This window comes from Pseudomonas arsenicoxydans, from assembly GCF_006438915.1.
Taxonomy (GTDB): Bacteria; Pseudomonadota; Gammaproteobacteria; order Pseudomonadales; family Pseudomonadaceae; genus Aquipseudomonas; species Aquipseudomonas arsenicoxydans_A.
Map to the genome: position 1 here is coordinate 300,926 of NZ_RCZE01000001.1, position 26,511 is coordinate 327,436.

Below are 26,511 nucleotides of genomic sequence, written 5' to 3' on the forward strand. Positions count from 1 at the left end.
CCACGGCACAGTTCTTAATGTATTGCCTTAACAAGATATAACCTACCGGCACTTATATAATTTTATAAATACCGATCGGCTATATGGGGAGTTATATCAATTGAAATCGCGGATCAAGATCGAGGCTCAAGAGCGCGGCGCATACGCAAACACATCCGCGCGCATTTGATGAGCATCCATCCCGGCGTTCACCAACGCATCCAATGTGCCGTAGACCATGGCCGGTGAGCCGCTGGCGTAGACATGCAAGGCTTTCAGATCAGGGAAATCCTCGCACACCGCCTCGTGCAGCATCCCGCAGCGCCCTTGCCAACCGCACTGATCACTGACGATCCTGTGCAGGAACAGATTGGGCAGCTTCAGCCACTCATCCCAATGCTCGATCTGGTAAAAATCTTCAGGACGACGCACGCCCCAGTACAGGTGCACCGGATGCTTGAAGCCCGTGGCGCGGCAATGCTCGATCAGGCTGTGGATCTGGCCCATGCCTGTACCGGCGGCAATCAGCACCAATGGGCCGTCCGGCAATTCCGCCAGATGCGTATCGCCGAATGGCAGCTCAACCCGCACCATCCGATTGCGTTGCAGCTGATCGATCAGGCTCAGCGCACTGCTTTCGCGCGCCAATACATGAATTTCCAGATCGCGCCCGCCATGGGGAGCCGACGCAAGGGAAAACGCGGATTTTTCGCCATTCTCACGTTCGATCATCAAGTACTGACCCGCGTGGTAACGCGGTGGCTTGCCGGCCGGCGCGCGCAGACGCACGCGCCAGGTATCGCCGCCGACGTCCCTGCATTCAATGACCTGACACGACACGCTGCGCACCGGCAGTTCTCCCAGCGCGAGCACGCCATCCCACAGCAAAATGCAGTCTTCCAGCGGCTCCGCTATGCAAGTGTAGAACTCGCCATGGTCGTGCACATGGCCGGCTTGTTCAACCCGTCCTTCCACCAGCAACGCCGCGCACACGTGGCAATTGCCGTTGCGGCAGCTTTGCGGGCATTCATAGCCCAGGCGCCGCGCACCGTCGAGAATCCGCTCGCCGGGCAGAATCTCTAGCACTGCTCCGGAGGGCTGCAAGGTTACACGCATCAATCTATTCCTAACTGATTCCAGATGGCATCGATCCGTTGAGTCACGGCGTCGTCCTTGACGATCACCCGGCCCCACTCGCGAGTGGTTTCGCCCGGCCATTTATGCGTGGCATCCAGGCCCATTTTCGAGCCCAGGCCCGAGACCGGCGAGGCAAAGTCGAGGTAGTCGATCGGCGTGTTGTCGATCATCACCGTGTCGCGCTTGGGGTCCATGCGCGTGGTGATGGCCCAGATCACGTCGTTCCAGTCCCGCGCGTTGATGTCGTCATCGGTGACGATAACGAACTTGGTGTACATGAACTGTCGCAAAAACGACCAGACACCGAGCATTACCCGCTTGGCGTGCCCCGGGTACGACTTCTTCATGGTCACGATGGCCATGCGGTACGAGCAGCCTTCGGGCGGCAGGTAGAAATCGGTGATTTCCGGGAACTGCTTTTGCAGGATCGGCACGAACACTTCGTTCAGCGCCACGCCGAGAATCGCCGGCTCATCCGGCGGACGGCCGGTGTAGGTGCTGTGGTAGATCGGCTTGATCCGGTGGGTGATGCGCTCGACGGTGAACACCGGGAAGCTGTCGACTTCGTTGTAATAACCGGTGTGGTCGCCGTACGGGCCTTCATCAGCCATTTCACCCGGATGAATCACGCCTTCAAGGATGATCTCGGCGGTGGCCGGCACTTGCAGGTCGTTGCCGCGGCACTTCACCAGCTCGGTGCGGTTGCCGCGTAGCAGACCGGCGAACGCGTATTCGGAGAGGCTGTCCGGCACCGGCGTCACAGCACCGAGGATGGTCGCCGGGTCGGCGCCCAACGCCACGGAGACCGGGAACGGCTGGCCGGGATGCTTTTCGCACCACTCGCGATAATCCAGCGCGCCACCACGGTGGCTCAACCAGCGCATGATCACCTTGTTGCGGCCAATCACTTGCTGACGATAGATACCGAGGTTCTGGCGGTCCTTGTTCGGACCTTTGGTGACGGTCAGGCCCCAGGTGATCAGCGGGCCGACGTCGCCGGGCCAGCAGGTTTGCACGGGGAGCATCGCCAGATCGACGTCGTCGCCTTCGATGACCACTTCCTGGCACACCGCGTCTTTGACGACTTTCGGTGCCATGGCGATGATCTTGCGGAAGATCGGCAACTTCGACCAAGCGTCTTTCAGGCCCTTCGGTGGCTCGGGTTCCTTGAGGAAGGCCAGCAGCTTGCCGATCTCGCGCAGCTCGCTGACCGCCTCGGCGCCCATGCCCATGGCGACCCGCTCGGGGGTGCCGAACAGGTTGCCGAGCACCGGAATGTCGTAGCCGGTCGGGTTCTCGAACAGCAGCGCCGGGCCTTTGGCCCGCAGTGTGCGATCACAGACTTCGGTCATCTCCAGCACTGGAGAGACGGGGATCTGGATGCGTTTCAACTCTCCGCGCTGCTCAAGCTGCTGCACGAAATCCCGAAGGTCCTTGAATTTCATTGACGATGGCACCCCTAAAATAGGCGTACATCCTACCTGCTCTGCCGTCCGCTGGCAGCTTATCGCTGATTACCTGGCCGCATTTGGGTTGCCATTGCCCAGTGTTGCCCGGGCTTGCAGGTGCCTGAACAACGGCTCAAGTGCCGGCGCGACGAACCGTGCCCCGACCTCGGACAGGTGATTGTCGTCGGTGTACAGCGAATGACCGTCGAGTTCGGCGCGGCAAAGACCTTCGTCATCGCACAGCAGCGGCGCGGGGTCGACCACGGTTACGCCGGGATTGCTTGCGGCTATTTGCGCAAACAACTGGCTGATGAAGGCCTGACGCTTGAAGTGCTCGGTCACCGGCAACCCAACGTCATCGGTTGGACGATGCAACATGGCCAAGCGGGTAAGGCGGTAAGGTGGACTGAACTGTTGCAGCGGCGCTTCCTTGACCAGCCAGACGCGATGCCCGTCATTGCGCAGCTGCCGGACGGTTGCCTGTAACCCTTCGGCGAGGCGCTGCTCGGCGATCGCCCGGTCGTAACGGCCACGGGAATCGCGCAGCACATGCCCAAGATCACCTTTCACATCGCCATACAGATACAGGCTCCAGCGCGCGACCAGCACCACATCGCCCACCGATTTCGGCTTCAATGCCTGTTCAACCCGGCGGTTGAACCGGGCACATGGCGCATCGTGCTCAAGCCCTTCAACCGGAATGCAGCCCGGGGAACTGGCGAGTATTACGTTGATGCCGTGTTTTTGCGCGCCGTCGTCGAATACCGGAATCAACGCCGTGGCATGACTGTCGCCCCATACCAGCGCCTTTGTAACGGTCGATATTGCTGTCCCGTAATGGCAAAAGAGCTTGTCGTCAGGAGTTTTGTCGTTGGCCAGGCAGCGCATCAGTTCCGGGCGCCACTCTTTCGCTTTGGCGAACTGCAAGGCCTGGTCAGGCAGGCGCGCAGGCAAACCATCGGTCCAGCGCAACGTTTGCCCGGCCAGCCCCAGCACCAGCACACCACACGCCGCCGCGAGCAGAATCTGCCGAGGTCCCGCCAACAATCGCCGCTCGCGGAACGGCGTCTCGACGAATCGCCACGACAGGTAACCCAGCACCAGGCTGAGCAGAATCAATCCAGCGGTATCAATCGGGCCTGGCTCATCGACGCTGGCGTAGCTGGCAAAGACAAACACCGGCCAGTGCCATAGATACCAGGAATAGGAAATCAGCCCGAGCCCGACCAGCACACGGCTGGCGAGCAATCCACCGACCAGGGTTTGCCGATGGCCGTTCGCCCAGATCAGCGCCACCACGCCCAGCGTCGGTAGCAATGCGGCTGCACCGGGAAATGGCGTGCTTTTGTCATAGCAGAACACAGCCAGCAGAATCAGAGCGAAGCCGGCCAGGCTCACCACTTGCGCGCCCGTAGAGGTCAAACGCCAACCGGTTCTTGGCGCAACCGCCAGCATGGCGCCGGCCAACAACTCCCAGGCGCGCATCGGTAACAGGAAAAAGGCTTTCTCGGGATGATGCGCCACGGCCCAGACGCTGAGCCCGAACGACACCAGCAACACACCGAACAACGCCAGTCGCCAATGTTTGAGGCGACTCGACAGCACTGTCAGCAACAGCGGAAAGACAATATAGAACTGCTCTTCAACCGCCAGCGACCACGTGTGCAGCAACGGTTTAAGGTCGGAAGCGACATCAAAATAGCCGTCCTGACGCATAAACAGGAGGTTGGAAACGAACATCACCTGGTAGCGCACCGAGCGGCCCAGCTCTTCGTAATCCTTGGGCGCCATCAGAAACCAGCCCACCGCCAGCACCGCAAGAATCATCACGAACAGCGCCGGCAGGATCCGCCGCGCACGACGCGCCCAGAAATCCACAAAGCTGAAACGCCCAGCCCGGCGCTGGTTCCAGATGATCGAGGTGATCAGGTAGCCGGAAATCACAAAAAAGATGTCTACGCCGACGAAGCCGCCGGTGAAGCCGGGAACACCAAAATGGAACAGCACCACCGCAATCACCGCGATAGCGCGTAAGCCGTCGATGTCCCTTCGATAAGCAAGCGTGCTCATAAACAGAAATGCCAGTCAGTTGAAGTTGTTTGGGTCGCAGGCCCAATTCGCTTCTGTACTGACAAACCGCTGTCGCAAACCTTCCTTTTTTTTGCAAAAAAAATGGCGCCCCGAAGGACGCCATTTTTAGCGGTTTAAAAAACCGTCTTACTTACGCTTCATCGACAAGAAGAACTCGTCGTTGGTCTTGGTCGTTTTCAGCTTGTCGACCAGGAACTCGATGGCAGCGATTTCGTCCATCGGGTGCAGCAGCTTGCGCAGGATCCACATACGCTGCAACTCGTCGTCGGCGGTCAGCAACTCTTCGCGGCGGGTGCCGGAACGGTTGATGTTGATCGCAGGGAAGACGCGTTTTTCAGCGATACGACGGTCCAGAGGCAGTTCCATGTTGCCGGTGCCTTTGAATTCTTCGTAGATCACTTCGTCCATCTTCGAGCCGGTTTCAACCAGCGCGGTGGCGATGATGGTCAGCGAACCGCCTTCTTCGATGTTCCGCGCGGCGCCGAAGAAACGTTTCGGTTTCTCCAGGGCGTGGGCATCGACACCACCGGTGAGCACTTTGCCGGAGCTCGGGATCACGGTGTTGTAGGCACGAGCCAGACGGGTGATGGAGTCGAGCAGGATCACCACGTCTTTCTTGTGTTCGACCAGTCGCTTGGCCTTCTCGATCACCATTTCGGCAACCTGCACGTGGCGGGTTGGCGGCTCATCGAACGTCGAGGCAACCACTTCGCCGCGCACGGTGCGCTGCATTTCGGTTACTTCTTCCGGACGTTCGTCGATCAGCAGCACGATCAGGTGAACTTCAGGATTGTTACGGGCGATGTTCGCTGCGATGTTCTGCAGCATGATGGTTTTACCGGCTTTGGGCGGTGCAACGATCAGACCGCGCTGGCCTTTGCCGATCGGGGCGCACAGGTCGATGACACGACCGGTCAAGTCTTCAGTGGAACCGTTGCCGGCTTCCATCTTCATGCGCACGGTCGGGAACAGCGGGGTCAGGTTCTCGAAGAGAATCTTGTTTTTCGCGTTCTCGGGACGATCGTAGTTGATCGTGTCGACCTTGAGCAGCGCGAAATAACGCTCGCCTTCTTTTGGAGGGCGGATCTTGCCAACGATGGTGTCACCGGTGCGCAAGTTGAAACGGCGGATCTGGCTCGGCGAGACATAGATGTCGTCTGGGCCGGCGAGATAGGAAGCGTCAGCGGAGCGCAGGAAGCCGAAGCCGTCCTGGAGAATCTCCAGCACGCCATCACCGGAGATTTCCTCGCCGCTTTTAGCGTGCTTTTTGAGCAGGGAGAAAATCACGTCCTGCTTGCGCGAACGGGCCATATTTTCTATGCCCATCTGTTCGGCCAATTCGAGCAGTTCGGTAATCGGCTTTTGCTTGAGTTCAGTCAGATTCATATAGGAATGACGTAATCATTTATGGAGGGGGGAAATTAAGCTTTTGGCTTAATGAGGCCGCGCCGCAGAGAAGGCGACAGAATCGCGTACTTATTCGAAAAGGAGTGCGTCGGCGACGGCTAGCAGGGGGCAATGGAGAAACCAGTGCGGGGCCGAATGTACCACCTGAGTTTCGGAGCGTCTAGCCCTGAATAACGAAAAGGCCCCGCAATGTGCGGGGCCTTTTTGATGGCGCTTTGATCGACGCTTAGATGTTGGCGTCGAGGAAGGCAGCCAGTTGCGACTTCGACAGTGCGCCGACCTTGGTCGCTTCAACGTTGCCGTTCTTGAACAGCATCAGGGTCGGGATACCACGCACGCCATGCTTGGCCGGGGTTTCCTGATTTTCGTCGATGTTCAGCTTGGCAACGGTCAGCCTGCCTTTGTAGGTTTCAGCAATCTCGTCCAGAACAGGAGCGATCATTTTGCATGGGCCGCACCATTCAGCCCAGTAGTCGACCAGTACAGCGCCTTCGGCCTTGAGTACGTCAGCCTCGAAGCTAGCGTCGCTAACGTGTTTGATAAGATCGCTGCTCATGGAAGTCTCCAGGTTGTAAGCAAAAAAACGTGGCCCATCATAGCCGCCCTTCCTTCGTTCAGGAAGGTGCAGTTGATTGAGTCTCGCTATGGTGGTCCATGAGTTTGGGTATAGCTCAAGTCATGAGGTGGCGGGAGCGACGAAGGCAATCCCTGTACGCAGCGCCGCGTTTCGTACATGTTCATGCATGGCTTTCTGCGCAGCGCCTGAGGCCCGTCGAGTCAGCGCGCGGAGGATTTTTCGGTGTTCCTGCCAGGTTTCCATGGCCCGGTCAGCCCGGATGAACGGTAGCTTCTGACTCTCCAGAAAGATCTCGGCGCTGGCGGTCAGGATGCTCAGCATCGCCTGATTGCCGCTGGCCAGCAGGATGCGCCGGTGAAATTCGAAATCCAGCCGCGCCGCCGCCTCGAAGTCGCCGGCCTTCAATTCCTGGCGCATGGCCGCGACATTGTCTTCCAGCGCATCCAGCTCTTGTGTGCTCAAGGTGATTGCCGCCAAACCGGCGGCAAAACCCTCAAGGGCATACCGCAACTGGAAGATATCCAGCGGCGAGGCCTGGGCAGCGAACGGCCAGTTGACCCCCGCCTCGTCACGCGACAGGTCCACCGGCGCCTGCACGAACACACCTTTGCCGGGCTGGATACTGATCACGCCCAGCGCACTCAGCGACGACAACGCCTCTCGCAATGACGCCCGACTGACCCCCAACTGCACCGCCAGGTCCCGCTGCGAGGGCAAGGCATCGCCCGGCCCGAAGCCTTGCTCGGTGATCAATTTACGGATGGCCTGCAGGGCCACTTCAGGAACGGCACGGGAGATCGAATTCATGGTTTTTCAAACACGCCAGGCCAATGAGCGCTCAGTTGTAAAGCTAATCGCGACGCCCGGCAAGTCGTGCCCCATGGGGGTTCGGTCGTTTCCGGCGATGCGCTATCGGGGTGCGAAATACGACCTGACTGTTCAGACCAGTAAGACCGATCAATGCCAGTAAACCCGTGGTCTGCGCCCCCGAAATCCGACTCTTGGCATGGCCCGTGCTCTGTCGATCCGCAGCATTTACTTTTCGCCGATCCGGAGATTTGCCATGACCCAGCGTTACAGCGCCCTCCTTGCCGCCTTGTTTGCCAGCCTGATGCTGAGCCAGGCCCCCGCCCACGCCGATGGTCTGGAGGATGTGGTCAAACGCGGCGTTCTCAAAGTCGCCGTGCCGCAGGACTTCCCGCCGTTCGGCTCGGTCGGCCCGGACATGAAACCGCGCGGACTGGACATCGACACCGCAAAACTGCTGGCCGATCAGCTCAAGGTGAAACTCGAACTGACCCCGGTCAATAGCACCAACCGCATCCCGTTCCTGACCACCGGCAAGGTGGACCTGGTGATCTCCAGCCTCGGCAAGAACCCTGAGCGCGAGAAAGTCATCGACTTCTCCAGCGCCTACGCGCCGTTCTACCTGGCCGTGTTCGGTCCGCCAGACGCCGACATCAAAAGCCTGGACGACCTCAAGGGTAAAACCGTCAGCGTCACCCGTGGCGCCATCGAAGACATCGAGCTGACCAAGGTGGCCCCGGAAGGCGTGACCATCAAGCGCTTCGAAGACAATAACTCGACCATCGCCGCCTACCTCGCCGGCCAGGTTGACCTGATCGCCAGCGGCAACGTGGTGATGGTGGCGATCAGCGAGAAAAACCCGAAACGTGTGCCCGCGCTGAAAGTGAAGCTCAAGGATTCGCCGGTCTACGTGGGTGTGAACAAGAACGAGCCGGCGCTGCTGGGCAAGGTCAACCAGATCCTCGCCACCGCCAAGACGGATGGCGCACTGGAGAAAAACTCCCGGACCTGGCTGAAAGAACCGTTGCCGGCCGATCTCTGATTTTCGCCAAGGAGACTGAGCATGGCTTATCAGTTCGACTTTCTGCCGGTGGTGCAAAACACCGACCTGTTGCTGCGCGGTGCGCTGTTCACCCTTGAACTGACAGCCATTGGCGCTGTGCTCGGCGTCAGTCTGGGCATCGTCGGGGCGCTGGTGCGGGCGTGGAACATTCGCCCGTTCTCAACGATATTCGGGGTTTACGTCGAGCTGATCCGCAACACCCCGTTTCTGGTGCAGTTGTTTTTCATCTTTTTCGGATTGCCCTCACTGGGTGTGCAGATTTCGGAATGGCAGGCCGCCGTGCTGGCGATGGTGATCAACCTGGGCGCCTATTCCACCGAGATCATCCGTGCCGGCATCCAGGCGATCCCCCGCGGGCAGCTTGAAGCCGCAGCCGCCCTGGCGATGAACCGCTTCGAAGCGTTCCGTCACGTGGTCTTGCTGCCGGCCTTGGGCAAAGTCTGGCCGGCGCTGAGCAGCCAGATCATCATCGTCATGCTGGGTTCGGCCGTCTGCTCGCAGATCGCCACCGAAGAACTGAGTTTCGCCGCCAACTTCATTCAATCGCGCAACTTCCGCGCCTTTGAAACCTATGCCCTGACCACCCTGCTTTACCTGTGCATGGCGCTGCTGATCCGCCAGTTGCTGAACTGGATCGGGCGCCGCTACATCGCCAGGAGCAGCCAATGAGCGACTTCACCTTTTGGGACGTCGTGCGCAACTTGCTCACGGGCCTGCAATGGACCCTGGCGCTGTCACTGGTGGCATTTATTGGCGGCGGCTTGATCGGTTTGCTGATCATGGTCATGCGCATTTCGAAAAAATCCCTGCCGCGTAACATCGCCCGCACGTACATCGAGCTGTTCCAGGGCACGCCGCTGTTGATGCAGCTATTCCTGGTGTTCTTCGGCGTCGCCCTGGCCGGTGTCGACATTTCGCCATGGATGGCGGCGGCGCTGGCCCTGACGCTGTTCACCAGCGCGTATCTGGCGGAGATCTGGCGCGGATGCGTCGACTCGATCCCCAACGGCCAGTGGGAAGCGTCATCAAGCCTGGCGCTCAATCCACTGGAGCAACTGCGTTACGTGATCCTGCCGCAAGCACTGCGGATCGCCGTGGCGCCGACCGTGGGGTTTTCGGTGCAAGTGGTCAAAGGCACCGCCGTGACGTCCATCATCGGTTTCACCGAACTGACCAAGACCGGCGGCATGCTCGCCAACGCCACCTTCGAACCGTTCATGGTTTACGGCCTGGTTGCCCTCGGTTATTTCCTGCTCTGCTACCCCTTGTCCCTCAGCGCGCGCTACCTGGAAAGGAGACTGCATGCCTCTGCTTAGAATTTCCGCCCTGCATAAATATTACGGCGACCACCATGTACTCAAAGGCATCGACCTGAGCGTTGAGGAAGGCCAGGTGGTGGCGATCATCGGCCGTAGCGGCTCGGGCAAATCCACGTTGTTGCGCACATTGAACGGCCTGGAGTCGATCAACGACGGCGTGATCGAAGTTGACGGCGAATACCTCGACGCCGCCCGTGCGGACTTGCGCAGCCTGCGGCAGAAAGTCGGCATGGTGTTCCAGCAATTCAACCTGTTCCCGCACCTGACCGTGGGCGAAAATGTGATGCTCGCGCCACAAGTGGTGCAAAAAGTCCCCAAAGCCAAAGCTGCCGAACTGGCGCGGCAGATGCTGGAACGCGTCGGGTTGGGGGAAAAATTTGATGCCTTCCCCGATCGGCTGTCTGGCGGGCAGCAACAGCGCGTCGCCATCGCCCGGGCGCTGGCGATGTCGCCAAAGGTGTTGCTGTGCGATGAAATCACCTCGGCGCTGGACCCGGAGCTGGTCAATGAAGTGCTGAGCGTGGTTCGGAAGCTGGCCAGGGACGGGATGACACTGATCATGGTCACCCACGAAATGCGCTTTGCCCGGGAGGTTGGGGACAAGTTGGTGTTCATGCATCAGGGCAAGGTGCATGAGGTGGGGGATCCGAAGATAGTGTTTGCCAATCCGCAGACGGCGGAGTTGGCCAATTTCATTGGCTCCGTCGAAGCGGCGGTCTGAACAACCCCCTGTGGCGAGGGGGCTTGCCCCCGTTCGGCTGCGCAGCAGTCGTCATAGCCGTCGCCCCGCCTCATCTGGCACACCGCGATGAATGGTTTGGGGGCCGCTTCGCAGCCCAACGGGGGCAAGCCCCCTCGCCACAGGGTTGTGCTGGATCAACGCTTTGAACACTGCGCGTTGGCGCCAGCCTTTGATCGTGGCACGATGTCGAGGTTATCGACCGAGACCCCCTGACCATGCCGCAATCCCAAGCCAAGAATCTGTCCCTGATCGCCGCAATCGATCTGGGCTCCAACAGCTTTCACATGGTCGTGGCCAAGGCCCAGAACGGCGAAATCCGCATTCTCGAGCGTCTCGGGGAGAAGGTTCAGCTGGCCGCGGGCATCGACGAGGAGCGCAAGCTCAACGAAGAATCCATGCAGCGCGGGCTCGACTGCCTCAAGCGCTTTGCCCAACTGATCAACGGCATGCCCCCGGGCGCCGTGCGCATCGTCGGCACCAACGCCCTGCGCGAGGCCCGTAACCGCGCCGAATTCATCCGCCGCGCCGAAGACATCCTCGGTCACCCGGTGGAAGTCATCTCCGGCCGTGAAGAAGCGCGCCTGATCTACCTCGGCGTGTCCCACACCCTCGCCGACACCCCGGGCAAACGCCTGGTGGCCGACATCGGCGGCGGCAGTACCGAATTCATCATTGGCCAGCGCTTCGAGCCGCTGCTGCGCGAAAGCCTGCAAATGGGCTGCGTCAGCTACACCCAGCGCTATTTCAAGGACGGCAAGATCACCCCGGCCCGTTACGCCCAGGCGTACACCGCGGCGCGGCTGGAGATCATGAGCATCGAGCACGCCCTGCACCGCCTGACCTGGGATGAAGCCATCGGCTCCTCAGGCACCATCCGTGCGATCGGCCTGGCGCTGAAGGCCGGCGGCCACGGCACTGGCGAAGTGAACGCCGAGGGCCTGGCGTGGCTCAAACGCAAACTGATCAAGCTCGGCGACGTCGAGAAAATCGACTTCGACGGCATCAAGCCCGACCGCCGGGCGATTTTCCCGGCGGGTTTGGCGATTCTAGAGGCGATTTTCGACGCCCTCGAACTCCAGCGCATGGACCACTGCGAAGGCGCCCTGCGTGAAGGCGTGCTCTACGATCTGTTAGGCCGCCATCATCACGAAGACGTCCGTGAGCGTACGCTCAGCTCGCTGATGGAGCGTTATCACGTCGATCAGGAACAAGCGGTGCGGGTCGAGCGCAAGGCGTTGCACGCGTTCGATCAAGTGGCCAAGGATTGGGATCTGGATGACGGTGTCTGGCGCGAACTGCTCGGCTGGGCAGCCAAGGTCCACGAAGTGGGGCTGGACATCGCTCACTATCAGTACCACAAGCATGGCGCCTACCTGATCGAGCACTCGGACCTGGCCGGGTTCTCCCGCGAGGACCAGCAAATGCTCGCGCTGCTGGTGCGTGGTCACCGACGCAACATTCCCAAGGATAAATTCGCCGAGTTCGGCGATGACGGCATAAAGCTGATTCGCCTGTGCGTGCTGCTGCGTTTCGCGATCCTGTTCCATCACATCCGCGGCACGCAGCAAATGCCTCAAGTAGAACTTCACGCCAATGGCAACAGCCTGGAGGTGGTGTTCCCGGACCAATGGCTGGACGACAACCAACTGACCCAGGCCGACTTCGCCATCGAAGCCGAATGGCTCACCCGCGTCGACATTGTCCTGAACGCCCGCTAAGACCTACACCATCACTGTGGCGAGGGAGCTTGCTCCCGCTGGGTCGCGAAGCGGCCCCTTCTTCACCCAAAAAGCAGGGGACTGCTGCGCAGTCCAACGGGAGCAAGCTCCCTCGCCACAGGTACTCAACTGAATGAAAAAGGGCGATCCACATGGATCGCCCTTTTTTTGCCCTATTGATTCGCGTTAACGCACCGTCAGGATCGGACTGCCCAAACGCTCCAGCAATGTCGCCTGCGCACTGCGCGGGTTCTGGTTGCCGGTCGGCGTGTTGCGGATGTAACGACCGTCCGACTGCAGGCTCCAGCTGTGCGTGTTGTCGGTGAGGTACAGCTCCAGCTCTTTCTTGACCCGCACAATCAGCTTGCGACCTTCCACCGGGAAGCAAGTCTCGACGCGTTTGTCGAGGTTGCGCTCCATCCAGTCGGCACTGGAGAGGAACATCTGTTCGTCTCCGCCATTGAGGAAGTAGAAGACCCGGGTGTGTTCCAGGAAGCGACCGATGATCGAGCGCACATGGATATTGTGCGAAACCCCGGCGATGCCCGGGCGCAGGCAGCACATGCCGCGTACGACGAGGTCGATGCGCACGCCCGACTGGCTGGCCTTGTACAGCGCGCGAATGATCTTCGGATCGGTCAGCGAGTTGAACTTGGCGATAATGTGCGCCGGTTTGCCGTCGAGCGCGAACTGTGTCTCCCGGGCAATCATGTCGAGCATGCCCTTCTTCAGCGTGAACGGCGCGTGCAGCAGCTTCTTCATGCGCAGGGTTTTACCCATGCCGATCAATTGGCTGAACAGCTTGCCGACGTCTTCGCACAAGGCGTCGTCTGAGGTCAGCAAGCTGTAGTCGGTGTACAGGCGGGCGTTGGCCGCGTGGTAGTTGCCTGTTCCCAAATGCGCGTAACGCACGATCTCGCCGGCTTCGCGACGCAGAATCAGCATCATCTTGGCGTGAGTCTTGAAGCCGACCACACCGTAAATCACCACCGCACCGGCCGCTTGCAGACGGCTGGCCAGTTGCAGGTTGGACTCTTCATCGAAGCGCGCACGCAATTCGATCACCGCGGTGACCTCTTTGCCGTTACGCGCGGCATCGACCAGCGCATCAACGATTTCCGAGTTGGCGCCGGAACGGTACAGCGTCTGGCGGACCGCCAATACGTGCGGGTCCTTGGCGGCCTGGCGCAGCAGGTCGACCACCGGGGTGAATGACTCGAACGGGTGCAGCAGCAGAATGTCCTGCTTGCTGATCACGCTGAAGATGTTCTCGCTGTTCTGGAGTAGTTTCGGGATCTGCGGGGTGAACGGCGTGTATTGGAGCGCTCGCTGACTGTCCAGGCCGGTAATGCTGAACAGGCGGGTCAGGTTGACCGGACCGTTGACCTGATACAGCTCGGTCTCGTGCAGGTTGAACTGCTTGAGCAAGTAGTCGGACAAGTGTTTCGGGCACGTATCGGCAACTTCCAGGCGCACTGCGTCACCGTAGCGACGCGAGAACAGTTCGCCGCGCAGCGCGCGGGCCAGGTCTTCCACATCCTCGGAATCCAGCGCCAGGTCGGCGTTTCGGGTCAGGCGGAACTGATAGCAGCCCTTGACCTTCATGCCCTGGAACAGGTCATCGGCGTGGGCGTGGATCATCGACGACAGGAACACATAGTTGTCGCCGGCGCCGCCGACCTCTTCCGGCACTTTGATCACGCGAGGCAGCAAACGCGGCGCCGGGATGATCGCCAGGCCGGAATCGCGACCGAAGGCGTCAACGCCTTCAAGCTCGACGATGAAGTTCAGGCTCTTGTTCACCAGCAACGGGAACGGGTGCGTCGGGTCGAGGCCGATCGGGGTGATGATCGGCGCGATCTCGTCGCGGAAATAGCGGCGAACCCAAGTCTTGAGCTTGGTGGTCCAGTGACGACGACGGATGAAGCGGACCTGATGTTTTTCCAGTTCCGGCAACAGAATGTCGTTGAGGATCGCGTACTGGCGGTCTACGTGACCGTGCACCAGCTCGCTGATCCGGGCCAGGGCTTGATGCGGTTGCAGGCCATCGGCGCCGGCTTGTTCACGGGCGAAGGTGATCTGCTTCTTCAGGCCCGCGACACGAATTTCGAAGAACTCATCCAGGTTGCTGGAGAAGATCAGCAGAAACTTAAGCCGCTCCAGCAACGGATAGGACTCATCCAGCGCCTGCTCCAGCACACGGATGTTGAATTGCAGTTGCGAGAGCTCGCGGTGGATGTACAGGCTGCTGTCATCCAGACCAGGAATGGATATCGCCGGCGCCGCCACTGCGGTAGCGGTTTCAGCCACCACCGCGGGCGGAGCAGGCTCCAGCTCCGGCGGGGTTTCGGCGATTTGCTCGACCAGGGGTTGAGCCTCTTTTACGGCAACGTCAGTCAGTCCTTCGGTATTCATGAAATGTTCCTGGGAGGGCTATTTTTGCTCTCGTAACAGTTGAGCGGCGCGGACGGCAAAGTAAGTCAGGATGCCATCGGCGCCTGCACGTTTAAAAGCGGTCAGGGATTCGAGAATCACCCCTTCGCTCAACCAGCCATTCTGGATCGCCGCCATGTGCATGGCGTATTCGCCGCTGACTTGATAAACAAACGTCGGCACTTTGAATTCTTCTTTGACCCGGTAAAGGATGTCCAGGTACGGCATGCCTGGCTTGACCATGACCATGTCCGCACCTTCTGACAAGTCCGCCGCCACTTCGTGCAGGGCTTCGTTGCTGTTGGCCGGGTCCATCTGATAGCTGGCCTTGTTGGCCTTGCCCAGGTTCAGCGCCGAACCGACCGCATCGCGGAACGGGCCGTAATAGGCGCTGGCGTACTTCGCCGAGTAGGCCATGATCCGCACATTGACGTGATCGGCCAGCTCGAGGGCTTCGCGGATCGCCTGGATGCGACCGTCCATCATGTCCGAGGGGGCCACCACTTGGGCGCCCGCTTCGGCGTGGGACAGGGCCTGCCGAACCAGTGCATCGACGGTAATGTCGTTCTGCACGTAGCCTTCTTCGTCGATGATGCCGTCCTGACCGTGGGTGGTAAACGGGTCAAGGGCAACGTCGGTGATCACACCGAGCTCCGGGAACTGAGCGCGCAAGGCGCGAGTGGCGCGCTGGGCGATACCGTTCGGGTTCCAGGCTTCGGCGGCATCCAGAGTCTTGAGCTCCGGTGGCGTGACCGGGAACAGCGCCAGCGCCGGAATCCCCAGCTCCACCCATTTGGCCGCTTCTTCCAGCAACAGGTCGATGCTCAGGCGTTCGACGCCTGGCATCGAAGCCACCGCTTCGCGACGGTTTTCACCGTCCAGGACGAACACCGGCAGGATCAGGTCATCGACGGTCAGAACGTTTTCACGGACCAGTCGACGCGAAAAATCATCACGACGGTTACGGCGCAGGCGTGTTGCGGGGAACAGACGGTTGGCGGGGGTAAAGCTCACGGCAGACTCCTGAGCCCGCGCTGGCGGGCGAGCGTGACAGTTATAAGCGGCCATTATGACGAACGTATTACAGTTATGTGCACCCCTGTGACAGGTAGTCGCATTCCATTGTCGTTGCAGGAAATGTTCACGTCGAGACACATTTGGACACTTTCATGAATGTGCACGAAGGGTTAGGCTGCGCGTTCATTTCGCCAGCACCCAGACAATGCTCCAACAATTTCTGCATGACTTCGGCTACTTTGCCCTGTTTCTCGGCACGTTCTTCGAAGGCGAAACCATTCTTGTGCTCGCCGGCTTCCTCGCGTTCCGCGGATACATGGACATCAACCTGGTGGTGGTCGTGGCGTTCTTCGGCAGTTATGCCGGTGATCAGCTGTGGTACTTCCTGGGGCGCAAGCACGGGCGCAAATTGCTGGCGCGCAAGCCGCGCTGGCAGATGATGGGCGATCGGGCGCTGGAACACATTCGCAAACACCCGGACATCTGGGTGCTGAGCTTCCGCTTTGTCTACGGTTTACGCACCGTGATGCCGGTGGCCATCGGCCTGTCGGGCTATCCACCGGGACGTTATCTGCTGCTCAACGGCATTGGCGCGGCGGTCTGGGCGGCAGCCCTGGCAGCGGCGGCTTACCACTTTGGCGCTGTGCTGGAAGGCATGCTCGGCAGCGTCAAGAAGTACGAATTGTGGGTGCTCGGCGCGTTGTTGGTACTGGGCTTGGGCCTGTGGCTGCGTCGGCGCTTCAAGAATGCCCGTCTGGCGAAAAAAATCTACGCCGACGAGCAAGCCCTGAAAGCCGCACGGGCTCACGCCGAAGTGCCTAAGACGCCAAACGAGTGATGCGGTTTGTGCAGCAGCAGAGACCGATAACGCTCAGCAGGCTGTAGCTGAGCAGGCCGATCCAGCCCACTGCGCTGGCCGGCCACAGCCCTGCCACCGGCGCCAGCCACACCAACGGCACGTTCGATGCCAAACGCAGCAGCTCCAGCTTCAACGCCCACGAGCGATTCTCCAGGGCCACGCCCAACGTAAACAAGCCCAGCGCCACCGCACTCCAGCCGAGCACCAACGCGGCGGTTGGCAGGCTCCGCTCCAGATTCATCAAGTAGCTGCCCAGCGCGATGTAGGCGCAAAACTGTAACGCCACATACAGTTGCTGACGCCCGTCCAAAGGCACCTCGAATTTGCGGAACTGGTTCAAATCGGGCTTGTTCATCGGGTACTTGGCCGCCACATCCGCCGGACGCCAACCGGTGCGCATGAACCAGATCCGTAGCTTGTCCCACATGTGCTCGGCCCGTCGCGCGTCATTCCACAGTTGCACATAGAACTGCACGTTGGCCCACAAAGGATTCCAGCTCGCCAATGGCGTGGTCACGCCGAAAATCACCGGCTCGTTGTCGTCTTCTTCCTGAAACGAGCCAAACAGACGGTCCCAAATAATGAACACCCCGCCGTAGTTGCGATCCATGTAGAGAGCGTTCTGCGCATGGTGAGCCCGATGATTGGACGGCGACACAAAGAACCACTCGAACCAGCCGAGTTTGGGAATGTGCCGGGTATGGACCCAGAACTGATACAGCAGATTCAGCGCCGCGACGCTGACGAACACCAGCAGCGGCACGCCGAGCACCGCCATCGGCAGGTAGAAAATCCAGCCCAGCAGGAAACCGGTACTGGTCTGGCGCAATGCGGTGGACAGGTTGTACTCCTCGCTCTGGTGATGCACCGAGTGCGCGGCCCAGAGGATATTGCGTTCGTGGCCCATGCGGTGCAGCCAGTAGTAGCAGAAGTCATAGAGCACAAAGGCAAACACCCAGACCCAGACGCTCTCGGCCGACAGCTTGAACAGCGCCACATGCTCAAGGGCAAATCCGTAGGTGAGCAACCCGACACCCTTGGTCAACAAGCCCGTGGTGGTCGACAGCACACCGGTGCTCATGCTGTTGATCGCATCGGCCACGCGATAATTACTGACCCCACGCCAACGATCGGCCAGCAGTTCGGCGGCAATCAGCACAAAGAAAAACGGCACCGCATACAGAATGAAGTCCATGACGCGCCCTGATCGGAATCTTGAGGACTGATGCTAGGTGTAGCCGCCCATTTACCCTATGGCAACGAGCGACAAATTAGTGGACATTTAACGCCATGAATCTGGAGAACAACCCATGAGCAAAAAAATTGCAGTGATCCTTTCCGGCTGTGGCGTGTACGACGGCGCCGAGATCCACGAAAGCGTGATTACCCTGCTGAGACTGGACCAGCGTGGCGCTCAGGTGCAGTGCTTTGCCCCGAACATTGCGCAGTTGCATGTGATCAATCACCTGACCGGTGAGGAAATGCCCGAATCGCGCAACGTTCTGGTGGAATCGGCGCGGATCGCCCGGGGCAACATCAAGGACATTCGCGACGCCGACGTCGACGACTTCGATGCGTTGATCGTTCCCGGCGGATTTGGCTCGGCCAAGAACCTGTCGAACTTTGCGGTCGCAGGCGCGGGTTGCACAATGCAGCCGGATGTCCTGGCGCTGACCGAAGCCTTTGCTGAAGCGGGCAAACCGGTCGGCTTGATGTGCATCTCTCCGGCGCTTGCGGCGAAGATTTATGGCCCAGGGGTGAACTGCACCATCGGCAACGACGCCGAGACCGCGGCAGCCATGACCAAAATGGGCGCGACCCATACTGATTGCGCCGTGACCGAAATCGTCGAGGACCGGGCGCGCAAACTGGTAAGCACACCGGCGTACATGCTGGCGCAGACCATCAGCGAAGCAGCGTCCGGTATCAACAAAATGGTCGACCGCGTCCTCGAACTGACCCACGAAAACGACGCCTGACCCGACTCATGTGAGGAGCTTTCTGTGGCGAGGGAGCTTGCTCCCGCTGGGCTGCGTAGCAGTCCCCTGCTTTTGGGTGAAGGAGGGGGCCGCATTACGACCCAGCGGGAGCAAGGCCCCTCACCACAAAGGCTCGCTCCCACAGGGTTCGGCGCAAGGCTCAGGGTTTACGGGTCAGCCGAGTGAGAATCCGGTCCAGCGCATTGGCGAACGCCTGCTTCTCGCGATCACCAAACGGCGCCGGGCCACCGCCCATCTGACCCTGTTCACGCAGGTCGGTGAACAGGTTGCGCACCGCCAGCCGATCCCCCATGTTCTGCGCATCGAACTCCTTGCCTCGCGGGTCCAGCGCGGCCACGCCCTTCTTCACCAGGCGATCCGCCAGCGGCACGTCACTGCAAATCACCAGTTCTCCCGGCACCGCGTGTTCCACCAAGTAGTCATCGGCTGCGTCCGGGCCACTCGGCACCACGATCAACTTCACCAGCGCCAGCCCCGGCTTGATCTGCGGCTGCCCCGCCACCAGCACCACTTCGTACTGGCGCTTGAGGGCGAATTTCACCACCAGATCCTTGGCCGCCCGAGGGCAGGCGTCAGCGTCGATCCAGACTCGCATCATGTTTTCCTCTTCCAAAAAAATCGCGGGCAAGCCCGCTCCCACAAGGTTAACCCTAATCCTGTGGGAGCGTGGCTTGCCCGCGATTATGAGCGCAGCGAATGCTGTTAAGAGGCTGTCACCCGCTGCTTCTCCGCCATCCGACTACGGCTATACAGCACAACAATCGCAATGATCGCCACCGCCTGAGCGCTCAACGAATACGCATCCGCATGAATGCCCAGCCAGTCAAAATCAAAGAACGGCACCGGCCGGGTGCCGAAAATGCCGGCTTCCTGCAACGCCTTCACGCCATGCCCGGCGAACACCACCGACAATGCGCACAGCAGACCGGCGTTGATGCTGAAGAACAACGCCAGCGGCAACTTCGCCGAGCCGCGCAAGATCACCCACGCCAGACCCACCAACAGCACCAGCGCCGTGCCGCCGCCGGCCAACACCGCGTTGTGCCCGGCAGGCCCGGCCTGCAGCCACAGGGTTTCGTAAAACAGGATCACTTCAAACAGCTCGCGATACACCGAGAAGAACGCCAGGATCGCAAAGCCGAAACGCCCGCCACCGCCCACCAGACTGCTCTTGATGTAATCCTGCCACGCCGCTGCATGACGACGGTCGTGCATCCACACGCCGAGCCAAAGCACCATGACCGAGGCAAATAGCGCCGTTGCGCCTTCCAGCAATTCGCGCTGCGAGCCGCTGACATCGATCACGTACGCCGCCAGCGCCCAGGTCCCCAGACCGGCCAACAACGCCAGGCCCCAGCCGACGTTGACGCTGCGCACCGCCGATTGCTGGCCGGTGTTGCGCAGGAAGGCGAGGATCGCCGCCAGCACCAGAATCGCTTCCAGGCCTTCACGCAGCAAAATCAGCAAACCGGAGATGTAGCTCAAGGTCCAGCTCAGGCCATCGCTGCCCAGCAGGTCGGCGGATTGCTTCAGCTTGGCCTTGGCCGTGTCCAAACGCTGCTGGGCCTGGGCCACCGGCAAACCGTCCTGTAACGACTGACGGTAAGCCATCAGCGATTTTTCAGTGTCTTTGCGCACGTTGGCGTCGACGTTGTCGAGGGAGCTTTCGACCAACTCAAAACCTTCCAGATACGCCGCCACAGACAAGTCATAGGCTTGATCGTGATCGCCGGCACGGTAGGCGGCGATGCTTTTGTCCAAGGTGGCCGCCGTGTAATCCAGCAGCTGCCCCGGGCCACGCTTGACCTGCGGCGGTTGCGCCCGTTGCGCACGGAAGGTCGCGGCCGCTTGCGGACCTTCGGCCGCCTGCACTTCGGCTGGCGTCTGACGTGCCAAGTCGGCGATGTTGTAGGTTTTCCCGGATTTTGCCGCGGCCGAATCGGCGCTGAAGCTGGCGATATAGGTCGCCAGATCCCAACGTTGACGGTCATCCAATTGATCGGCGAAGGCCGGCATGTCGGTGCCTTCAACGCCCATGCCCAGCGTGTTGTAGATCGCATAGAGGCTCAGACGGTCCAGTCGCACGGCATCGCGCAGATTGGCCGGCGGTGGCGTCATACCGACACCTGCCGGGCCGTCACCAGCGCCCGCATCGCCATGGCACACCGAGCATTGCTGGGCATACAGCGGCGCGCCCCGGGTCGGATCCGGCGTGATAACCGGGGCCTGGCTGACCTCATAAGTCACCGCCAGTTTTGCCCCCAGCTGCCGCGCTTGACGGGCGACGTCCGCGCCATCTGTGCGAGCGGAGATCGCAGCGCCAAGACTGCTGACGCCCTGTTCCAGTTCTGCGCGTTCGGGTTTGGCCGGCAAATCGGCGATCAAACCTTGCAATACCTTAAGGAATTCCTGCTGTTCGCGGTATTCAGACTCATCGATGACTTTGCCCGCCTCGACCGTCGCCGGGTAATCGGCGCCAATGTAATCGAGCAAATGCAGGGCCTTGGGCGCACCTTCCGTGGTTTCGGCCAGCGCACTGAAGCTGCAAAACGCGATCACCGGCAGCACGAGCCACGCCGGAAAACGAGAGAAGGCAATCATGAATAAATCTCAAATGGGAATACGAAGTAACACATTGTTCACTCCCAATGAGTTTCACTCAAGCTTTGTTCGCAAGTGCCTCGGGTTCTGTGCGGGTCTGGACATGAAAAAGGCGACCTCCAGAGGGTCGCCTTTTTTTAAACTGAGAGCGTTTAAACAGCGGCTTTACGCAGCGTTGCCATGAACGCCGCTGCGCCAATAAACAGCCCGGCAAACGTGCGGTTCATGCGTTTTTGCTGCTGGGGGGTGCGCAACAGGCGCAGCACCTTGGACGCCAGCCCGGTGTAACCGGCCATGACGATCAGGTCGACGCAGATCATGGTCACGCCGATGATCAGGTACTGGGCCAGCAACGGTGCGTGCGGGTCAATGAACTGCGGCAACACCGCGAGCATGAACACCAGCGCCTTTGGGTTGCTGATGTTGACCAGGAAACCACGGAACACCAGCGCCATCGGCTTGCCAATCTGCCGCACCGCCGCGTCATCGCTCATGTCGCTGGGCAGCGCACGCCATTGCTTGATGGCGAGGTACACCAGGTACGCCACGCCGAACCATTTGATCGCATAGAAGGCGGAGGCTGAAGCGGTGAGGATTGCGCCCACACCGGCGCCGACAATCGCGATCTGCACCGCCAGGCCCACTTGCAGGCCCAGGGCATTCCAGTAACCGCGCCAGAAACCGTATTGCAGACCGCTGGACATCGACGCAATGGCGCCGGCACCGGGAGACAGACTGATCACCCAGCAGGCGGCAAAAAACGCCAGCCATGTTTGAAGCTCCATTGCACACCTCGACTCAGACTCGTGACAGACGTCTAAGCTAATGCGGCTTTGGGCTGATGACTACTGGTTTTTCTTAGATGGGGGGATGGGGTCGACCAGCGTTTACAGCTTTAGGGCCCCTACGCGAGCAAGCCCGCTCCCACATTTAACCGAGTTCTTCCAGAAGAATGCGGTCGAAAGTGGGAGCGGGCTTGCTCGCGAAGTCGGATTATCAGGCAACCAAAATGCTAGAGGTCAGAACCTATTTCTCAAACCCGCTCGAAGGGAACACATCACTCCCGCGCCAGCGTCGAACCGAGCGCTGAAAGAACAGGCTGTTGGGCACTTGCACCATGGCGCTGCCGGTGCCGAGCTCTTGCGCTTCGATCAGCGTGGTGTAAAGCAGATTGATCGCCACCACCCGACCTTTGACGCCGGGCTTGTCGGTGGTGTCCACCAGTTCGACCACATCGCCGAGGCGGAACGGGCCGACAGTGAAAATCAAAATGGCGCACAGCAGATTGGAGAGCACGCTCCACATGGCGAAGAACGCCACCGCCGCCACCGCGACGAAACCGGACAATGCGGTCCAGAGTACGGTGGCCGACACGCCGAGGCGCTCCAGCACGAAAATCAGCGCGCTGCCCATGATCAGCCAGCGCAGGCCGCCTCGCAGCGGCATCAGCAACTGCGGCGGAAACGGATAGCGCTCGCCCAGCCGGGTCAGGCCCTTGGCCACAAAGCGCTGGGCGAAATAGCCGGCCAGCAGAATCAGCAGGATCTGCACGACAAGCCAGAGGGGTTCGATCCACACCGCCGGCAACGGCAGCTTGAACACCTCCATCAAGACAGTGCCTCCAGCTCCGCCTGCATGCTTTCCAGCAGTTCCAGCGCTTCCATCCAGGATTCTTCCAGCTCCGCTTCACGCACCTTCAGCTTGGCCTGTTCGGCCAGCAAATCGCGCAGATCATTCTTGCGCGCTGGTTCGTAAATATCGCTGTCGCCAAGGCTGGCATCGATCTTCGCCAGCTTCTCGTGCAGCTTGCCGAGCTCGGCTTCCAGCTTGTCAGCCTCACGCTTGTGCGGCGCCAGTTGCTGACGCAACGCAGCCGCGGCCTGGCGCTGGGCTTTCTTGTCGGTCTTGTCCGGGTTGACCGGCGTGTTGTTGACCGGCGCATTGCGCTGGCGATAGTCGACCAGCCAACGGGCGTAGTCTTCCAGGTCGCCGTCGAATTCCTCGACCTTGCCGTCGGCCACCAGATAGAAATTGTCCGTGGTGCTTTTGAGCAAATGACGATCGTGGGAGACCACCAGCACCGCACCACTGAATTCCTGCAGAGCCATGGTCAGCGCCAGACGCATCTCCAGGTCCAGGTGGTTGGTCGGTTCGTCGAGCAGCAGCAGGTTCGGCCGATCCCAGGCGATCAACGCCAGGGCCAGACGGGCCTTTTCGCCGCCGGAGAAATTCAGCACCGGCTCATCGATGCGCGCACCACGGAAGTCAAAACCGCCGAGGAAGTCGCGCAGGGTCTGTTCACGCTCGGTCGGGGCCAGACGCTGCAAGTGCAGCAACGGGCTGGCCTTGGCGTCCAGAGAGTCCAGTTGATGCTGGGCGAAGTAACCCACGACGGTGTTTTCGCCACGGGTCAGGCGACCGGACAACGGCTCGAGCTCACCGGCAAGGTTCTTGATCAGGGTCGATTTACCGGCGCCGTTCGGGCCGAGCAAACCGATGCGCGCGCCAGGGGTCAGTTGCAGCTTGACCTTCTCCAGCACAGCTTTGTCGCCGTAACCCAGACGGGCATCGGACAGATCAATCAGCGGGCTGGAAATTTTCTGCGATTCACGGAAAACGAAATCGAACGGCGAATCAACGTGGGCGGCGGACAGTTCTTCCATCCGCTCCAGCGCCTTGATCCGGCTCTGGGCCTGGCGGGCCTTGGTGGCCTGGGCCTTGAAGCGGGCGATGTAGCTTTCCATGTGCGCACGTTGCGCCTGCTGCTTCTCGTACGCCTGCTGCTGCTGGGCCAGACGTTCGGCGCGGGCGCGTTCGAAGGCGCTATAGCCACCGCGATACAGCGTGATCTTGCGTTGATCGACGTGAGCCACGTGATCGACCACGGCATCGAGGAAATCCCGGTCGTGGGAAATCAGCAACAATGTGCCGGGGTAACTTTTCAGCCACTCTTCGAGCCAGATGATGGCGTCGAGGTCCAAGTGGTTGGTCGGTTCGTCGAGTAGCAACAAGTCCGAAGGGCACATCAACGCCTGCGCCAGATTCAGACGCATCCGCCAGCCACCAGAGAAATCTCCTACCGGGCGATCCATCTGCTCGTTGGTGAACCCAAGGCCGGCCAGCAGTTTTCGAGCCCGGGCGTCGGCGGTGTAACCGTCGGCGCTGTCGAGTTCCGAGTGCAGGCGGGCCTGAGCGGCACCGTCATGGGCTGCTTCGGCTGCGGCGAGGTCGCGTTGCACCTCACGCAGGCGCAGGTCGCCATCGAGCACGTAGTCGACCGCCAGGCGTTCGAGCGTCTCGATTTCCTGACGCATGTGGGCGATGCGCCAGTCGGCCGGCAGGAAGCAGTCACCCGAGTCCGGGTGCAGTTCGCCCCGGATCAAGGCGAACAGGCTCGATTTGCCGGCGCCGTTGGCACCGATGAGGCCGGCTTTGTGGCCGGCGTGCAAGGTCAGCTCAGCGTCTTCTAGCAGACGTTGAGGGCCACGCTGTAAAGTCAGGTTCTGAAGTCGAATCATAATGGCGGCGGAGTCTACCAGCTTCGCTCGCAACTGGCGCGAGTAGCACTATGTCCTCTGACCTGTGGAGCTTTTCCCTGACGACTTACGCCCGTCCCGGTGTTGAACGCGTGTGCCTGCAATTGCAGTCAGCCGGGGTCAATGTGTGTTTGCTGCTCTGTGGAGCGTGGCTGGGACAACGTGGCGTCGCCTGCAATGAACAGCGAATCAAACTGCTTCGCACGGTGGCGGAGCCTTGGGATGGAGATGTCGTGCAACCGTTGCGCGCGTTGCGCATGCGATGGAAAGTCGTCGCGACTGATGACGCCGAGCTGAAAAAGCTGCGCGAACAAGTGAAGGCGCTGGAATTGGAAGCCGAGCGGCATCTGTTGTCGCGGCTGGAGCGAACGGCGCAGAGCTGGCCGCAAGGTGAGGCGACCGATCTAACGGCCTGGCTGGAAGGAGTGGCAGCAGGCGCTGCCAACCTGGACCGCGACGCGCTGCATCAGCTGCGCGTCGCGGTAACCGGCACTTAGGAAGCGCTGGTTGGGGTGGTTGCTGCGATCGATGCGGCGGCCGGTGTTGGCGCTGGCGTGGCTGTCGAAGTGGCTGTTGCTAAAGCAGAGGTCGCTACCGGAGCCGGGTTGGCTGGCTTGGCGACAGGCGCGGCGGCCGGCTTGGCGGCAACAGGTTTTTTCACCGCTGGTTTGGCAGCAGGCTTGGCCGCAGGTTTTGCAGCAGGCTTGGCCGCGACAGGCTTGGCCGCAGGTTTGGCTGCGGCAGGTTTTGCTGCGCTGGCCGTGGCCGGTTTGGCAGCAGCGGCAGGTTTAGCCGCAGCAGGTTTTGCTGCCGGTTTAGCGGCTGGTTTAACGGCTGTTTTGGCAACAGCTTTTACCGCTGGTTTTGCAGCAGCTTTAGCCGCGACAGGTTTGGCAGCAGGTTTCGCCGCAGCGGTTTTGGCAGCTGGTTTAGTTGCAGGTTTAGCGGCCGTTTTTGCAGCAGGTTTTGCTGCTGGTTTTGCAGCTGGTTTTGCAGCTGCAGTTTTCGCCACGGCTGGTTTTGCAGCTGCTGGCTTAGCCGCAGTAGGCTTGGCAGCCGTCGTTTTAGCAGCCGGTTTCGCAGCGCTGGCAGCGACTGGTTTTTTCGCGGCTGGTTTTGCTGCTGGCTTGGCGGCGGCTCTCACCGGAGTTTTGGCAGCAGGCTTGGCCGGTGCTTTTGCAGCAGCCGGTTTGGCAGCGGCTTTCTTGGCAGGTGCTGCCGCAGGTTTGGCCGCACGCAGGGACAACGCCTTGCCGACAGCCTCTTGAACACGACCGACGCCCTGGGCCAGTTTCAGGCTTTCTTGAGCATCGCGTTTGAGTTGCAGAATGTAGGCTCGGGTGTCGGACTGACGATCCTTGAGGGCATCGAGCACGTCTTCGAGTTGCTGTACGCCGTCCTTCGCCTTGGCTTGTGCCTTGGCCTTGCCGGCCGACGCAGCGTCCTGCAATTTGGTGCGGGACTTATGCAATTTTTCCTGCGCTTTTCCGCGCTGTTTTTCCAGTTTGGCGAGCAGTTTTTCAGCATCAGCCAAGGCTTGCGAACAAGCGTTTTCCAAATGCTCAAGCAAGCTGCCCGAGAGTTGTTGGAGTAAGTGCAACGGGGTATTTACTGGCTTCTTGGTGGCCGACATGGTTTACCTCCTGGCTGACGTGGGTGCGGCTCATACTAGACCTCTGCTGACACCGCCGCTAGGGCATGTTGACAGTATCGAAAGCGGTGCGTTGCAACGGATCGAAAAACTTCTGCACTTGCGCAAAACCAGTTCACCTTTGTG

The 26,511-nt window shown here is 60.4% G+C and carries 23 protein-coding genes; 8 read left to right on the forward strand and 15 right to left on the reverse strand.

Annotated elements, in window-relative coordinates; genetic code table 11:
- Window positions 1–126: 126 nt before the first annotated feature.
- The 6 genes from EAH78_RS01370 to EAH78_RS01395 form a co-directional block, all read right to left on the reverse strand.
- The gene (locus EAH78_RS01370; protein WP_140664539.1) at window positions 127–1,095 is read right to left on the reverse strand and encodes a CDP-6-deoxy-delta-3,4-glucoseen reductase; all 969 of its coding nucleotides are present in this window, start codon (window positions 1,093–1,095) and stop codon (window positions 127–129) included.
- Window positions 1,095–2,561 (reverse strand): 4-hydroxy-3-polyprenylbenzoate decarboxylase, encoded by a 1,467-nt coding sequence (gene ubiD, locus EAH78_RS01375; RefSeq protein WP_007942423.1) that lies wholly within the window; start codon window positions 2,559–2,561, stop codon window positions 1,095–1,097. The genes EAH78_RS01370 and ubiD overlap by 1 nt, the downstream gene beginning before the upstream one ends.
- A 69-nt stretch (window positions 2,562–2,630) precedes the next feature.
- Window positions 2,631–4,634 (reverse strand): acyltransferase family protein, encoded by a 2,004-nt coding sequence (locus tag EAH78_RS01380; protein WP_140664544.1) that lies wholly within the window; start codon window positions 4,632–4,634, stop codon window positions 2,631–2,633.
- Window positions 4,635–4,781: 147 nt separating this feature from the next.
- Window positions 4,782–6,041 carry a transcription termination factor Rho gene (rho, locus tag EAH78_RS01385; RefSeq protein ID WP_007942421.1) on the reverse strand — a complete coding sequence of 420 codons (1,260 nt, stop codon included), beginning with the start codon at window positions 6,039–6,041 and terminating at the stop codon, window positions 4,782–4,784.
- 247 nt (window positions 6,042–6,288) lie between these two features.
- Window positions 6,289–6,618: a thioredoxin TrxA gene (trxA, locus tag EAH78_RS01390; RefSeq protein ID WP_140664548.1), complete on the reverse strand. Its 330-nt coding sequence runs from the start codon at window positions 6,616–6,618 to the stop codon at window positions 6,289–6,291.
- A 120-nt stretch (window positions 6,619–6,738) separates the two neighbouring features.
- A complete protein-coding gene (locus EAH78_RS01395; RefSeq protein ID WP_140664551.1) occupies window positions 6,739–7,446 on the reverse strand; it encodes a FadR/GntR family transcriptional regulator in 708 nt (235 codons plus the stop codon).
- A gap of 256 nt (window positions 7,447–7,702) precedes the next feature.
- Here EAH78_RS01395 and EAH78_RS01405 point away from each other — a divergent pair, with 256 nt between their 5' ends.
- The 5 genes from EAH78_RS01405 (at window position 7,703) to ppx (ending at window position 12,288) form a co-directional block, all read left to right on the forward strand.
- Window positions 7,703–8,488, forward strand: coding sequence for a transporter substrate-binding domain-containing protein (locus tag EAH78_RS01405; protein WP_140664554.1), 786 nt, complete (start codon window positions 7,703–7,705; stop codon window positions 8,486–8,488).
- A 21-nt stretch (window positions 8,489–8,509) separates the two neighbouring features.
- The gene (locus EAH78_RS01410) at window positions 8,510–9,178 is read left to right on the forward strand and encodes an amino acid ABC transporter permease (RefSeq protein WP_140664558.1); all 669 of its coding nucleotides are present in this window, start codon (window positions 8,510–8,512) and stop codon (window positions 9,176–9,178) included.
- Window positions 9,175–9,825 (forward strand): amino acid ABC transporter permease, encoded by a 651-nt coding sequence (locus EAH78_RS01415; RefSeq protein WP_140664561.1) that lies wholly within the window; start codon window positions 9,175–9,177, stop codon window positions 9,823–9,825. Before EAH78_RS01410 ends, EAH78_RS01415 begins: the two co-directional genes overlap by 4 nt.
- A complete protein-coding gene (locus tag EAH78_RS01420) occupies window positions 9,812–10,549 on the forward strand; it encodes an amino acid ABC transporter ATP-binding protein (protein WP_140664564.1) in 738 nt (245 codons plus the stop codon). The genes EAH78_RS01415 and EAH78_RS01420 overlap by 14 nt, the downstream gene beginning before the upstream one ends.
- 236 nt (window positions 10,550–10,785) lie before the next feature.
- On the forward strand, window positions 10,786–12,288 hold the full coding sequence (gene ppx, locus EAH78_RS01425; protein WP_140664567.1) for an exopolyphosphatase: 1,503 nt from the start codon (window positions 10,786–10,788) through the stop codon (window positions 12,286–12,288).
- A 186-nt stretch (window positions 12,289–12,474) separates the two neighbouring features.
- On the opposite strand, the gene ppk1 is transcribed toward ppx, so the two are convergent.
- Window positions 12,475–14,703 (reverse strand): polyphosphate kinase 1, encoded by a 2,229-nt coding sequence (gene ppk1, locus EAH78_RS01430; protein ID WP_140664571.1) that lies wholly within the window; start codon window positions 14,701–14,703, stop codon window positions 12,475–12,477.
- 18 nt (window positions 14,704–14,721) lie between these two features.
- On the reverse strand, window positions 14,722–15,735 hold the full coding sequence (gene hemB / locus EAH78_RS01435; RefSeq protein ID WP_140664575.1) for a porphobilinogen synthase: 1,014 nt from the start codon (window positions 15,733–15,735) through the stop codon (window positions 14,722–14,724).
- Window positions 15,736–15,943: 208 nt separating this feature from the next.
- Between hemB and EAH78_RS01440 the strand changes: the two genes are divergently transcribed.
- Window positions 15,944–16,576, forward strand: a complete 633-nt coding sequence (locus EAH78_RS01440; protein WP_027926436.1) for a DedA family protein — start codon at window positions 15,944–15,946, stop codon at window positions 16,574–16,576.
- Here EAH78_RS01440 and EAH78_RS01445 read toward each other — a convergent pair.
- A complete protein-coding gene (locus EAH78_RS01445; protein ID WP_140664580.1) occupies window positions 16,557–17,792 on the reverse strand; it encodes a sterol desaturase family protein in 1,236 nt (411 codons plus the stop codon). The genes EAH78_RS01440 and EAH78_RS01445 overlap by 20 nt on opposite strands.
- Before the next feature lie 115 nt (window positions 17,793–17,907).
- Here EAH78_RS01445 and elbB point away from each other — a divergent pair, with 115 nt between their 5' ends.
- Entirely contained in the window at window positions 17,908–18,576 is a 669-nt protein-coding gene (gene elbB / locus EAH78_RS01450) for an isoprenoid biosynthesis glyoxalase ElbB (protein WP_140664583.1), read from the forward strand.
- A 160-nt stretch (window positions 18,577–18,736) separates the two neighbouring features.
- Here elbB and EAH78_RS01455 read toward each other — a convergent pair whose 3' ends face one another.
- From EAH78_RS01455 to EAH78_RS01475, 5 genes are all read right to left on the reverse strand, one after another.
- A complete protein-coding gene (locus EAH78_RS01455; protein WP_123434916.1) occupies window positions 18,737–19,192 on the reverse strand; it encodes a YaiI/YqxD family protein in 456 nt (151 codons plus the stop codon).
- Between the two features lie 107 nt (window positions 19,193–19,299).
- Window positions 19,300–21,198 carry an FTR1 family protein gene (locus tag EAH78_RS01460; RefSeq protein ID WP_140664586.1) on the reverse strand — a complete coding sequence of 633 codons (1,899 nt, stop codon included), beginning with the start codon at window positions 21,196–21,198 and terminating at the stop codon, window positions 19,300–19,302.
- 152 nt (window positions 21,199–21,350) lie between these two features.
- On the reverse strand, window positions 21,351–21,983 hold the full coding sequence (rhtB, locus tag EAH78_RS01465; RefSeq protein ID WP_140664590.1) for a homoserine/homoserine lactone efflux protein: 633 nt from the start codon (window positions 21,981–21,983) through the stop codon (window positions 21,351–21,353).
- Between the two features lie 241 nt (window positions 21,984–22,224).
- Window positions 22,225–22,806, reverse strand: coding sequence for a mechanosensitive ion channel family protein (locus EAH78_RS01470; RefSeq protein ID WP_140664594.1), 582 nt, complete (start codon window positions 22,804–22,806; stop codon window positions 22,225–22,227).
- Window positions 22,806–24,716: an ATP-binding cassette domain-containing protein gene (locus EAH78_RS01475; RefSeq protein WP_027926425.1), complete on the reverse strand. Its 1,911-nt coding sequence runs from the start codon at window positions 24,714–24,716 to the stop codon at window positions 22,806–22,808. The genes EAH78_RS01470 and EAH78_RS01475 overlap by 1 nt, the downstream gene beginning before the upstream one ends.
- Before the next feature lie 50 nt (window positions 24,717–24,766).
- On the opposite strand from EAH78_RS01475, the gene EAH78_RS01480 reads away from it, so the two are divergent.
- Window positions 24,767–25,231 carry a TIGR02444 family protein gene (locus EAH78_RS01480; RefSeq protein WP_140664598.1) on the forward strand — a complete coding sequence of 155 codons (465 nt, stop codon included), beginning with the start codon at window positions 24,767–24,769 and terminating at the stop codon, window positions 25,229–25,231.
- Here the strand turns inward: EAH78_RS01480 and EAH78_RS01485 are convergent.
- Window positions 25,228–26,367: an AlgP family protein gene (locus EAH78_RS01485; protein ID WP_140664601.1), complete on the reverse strand. Its 1,140-nt coding sequence runs from the start codon at window positions 26,365–26,367 to the stop codon at window positions 25,228–25,230. The genes EAH78_RS01480 and EAH78_RS01485 overlap by 4 nt on opposite strands.
- Between the last annotated feature and the right edge of the window lie 144 nt (window positions 26,368–26,511).

Coding starts and splice junctions, on each gene's coding strand:
- EAH78_RS01370 (WP_140664539.1), bottom strand. CDS start 1,095: ATGCGTGTAACCTTGCAGCCCTCCGGAGCAGTGCTAGAGATTCTGCCC.
- EAH78_RS01380 (WP_140664544.1), bottom strand. CDS start 4,634: ATGAGCACGCTTGCTTATCGAAGGGACATCGACGGCTTACGCGCTATC.
- EAH78_RS01485 (WP_140664601.1), bottom strand. CDS start 26,367: ATGTCGGCCACCAAGAAGCCAGTAAATACCCCGTTGCACTTACTCCAA.
- ppk1 (WP_140664571.1), bottom strand. CDS start 14,703: ATGAATACCGAAGGACTGACTGACGTTGCCGTAAAAGAGGCTCAACCC.
- EAH78_RS01405 (WP_140664554.1), top strand. CDS start 7,703: ATGACCCAGCGTTACAGCGCCCTCCTTGCCGCCTTGTTTGCCAGCCTG.
- EAH78_RS01460 (WP_140664586.1), bottom strand. CDS start 21,198: ATGATTGCCTTCTCTCGTTTTCCGGCGTGGCTCGTGCTGCCGGTGATC.
- EAH78_RS01410 (WP_140664558.1), top strand. CDS start 8,510: ATGGCTTATCAGTTCGACTTTCTGCCGGTGGTGCAAAACACCGACCTG.
- EAH78_RS01480 (WP_140664598.1), top strand. CDS start 24,767: ATGTCCTCTGACCTGTGGAGCTTTTCCCTGACGACTTACGCCCGTCCC.
- EAH78_RS01455 (WP_123434916.1), bottom strand. CDS start 19,192: ATGCGAGTCTGGATCGACGCTGACGCCTGCCCTCGGGCGGCCAAGGAT.
- rho (WP_007942421.1), bottom strand. CDS start 6,041: ATGAATCTGACTGAACTCAAGCAAAAGCCGATTACCGAACTGCTCGAA.
- trxA (WP_140664548.1), bottom strand. CDS start 6,618: ATGAGCAGCGATCTTATCAAACACGTTAGCGACGCTAGCTTCGAGGCT.
- EAH78_RS01420 (WP_140664564.1), top strand. CDS start 9,812: ATGCCTCTGCTTAGAATTTCCGCCCTGCATAAATATTACGGCGACCAC.
- EAH78_RS01415 (WP_140664561.1), top strand. CDS start 9,175: ATGAGCGACTTCACCTTTTGGGACGTCGTGCGCAACTTGCTCACGGGC.
- ubiD (WP_007942423.1), bottom strand. CDS start 2,561: ATGAAATTCAAGGACCTTCGGGATTTCGTGCAGCAGCTTGAGCAGCGC.
- EAH78_RS01445 (WP_140664580.1), bottom strand. CDS start 17,792: ATGGACTTCATTCTGTATGCGGTGCCGTTTTTCTTTGTGCTGATTGCC.
- ppx (WP_140664567.1), top strand. CDS start 10,786: ATGCCGCAATCCCAAGCCAAGAATCTGTCCCTGATCGCCGCAATCGAT.
- EAH78_RS01440 (WP_027926436.1), top strand. CDS start 15,944: ATGCTCCAACAATTTCTGCATGACTTCGGCTACTTTGCCCTGTTTCTC.
- elbB (WP_140664583.1), top strand. CDS start 17,908: ATGAGCAAAAAAATTGCAGTGATCCTTTCCGGCTGTGGCGTGTACGAC.
- EAH78_RS01475 (WP_027926425.1), bottom strand. CDS start 24,716: ATGATTCGACTTCAGAACCTGACTTTACAGCGTGGCCCTCAACGTCTG.
- EAH78_RS01470 (WP_140664594.1), bottom strand. CDS start 22,806: ATGGAGGTGTTCAAGCTGCCGTTGCCGGCGGTGTGGATCGAACCCCTC.
- rhtB (WP_140664590.1), bottom strand. CDS start 21,983: ATGGAGCTTCAAACATGGCTGGCGTTTTTTGCCGCCTGCTGGGTGATC.
- EAH78_RS01395 (WP_140664551.1), bottom strand. CDS start 7,446: ATGAATTCGATCTCCCGTGCCGTTCCTGAAGTGGCCCTGCAGGCCATC.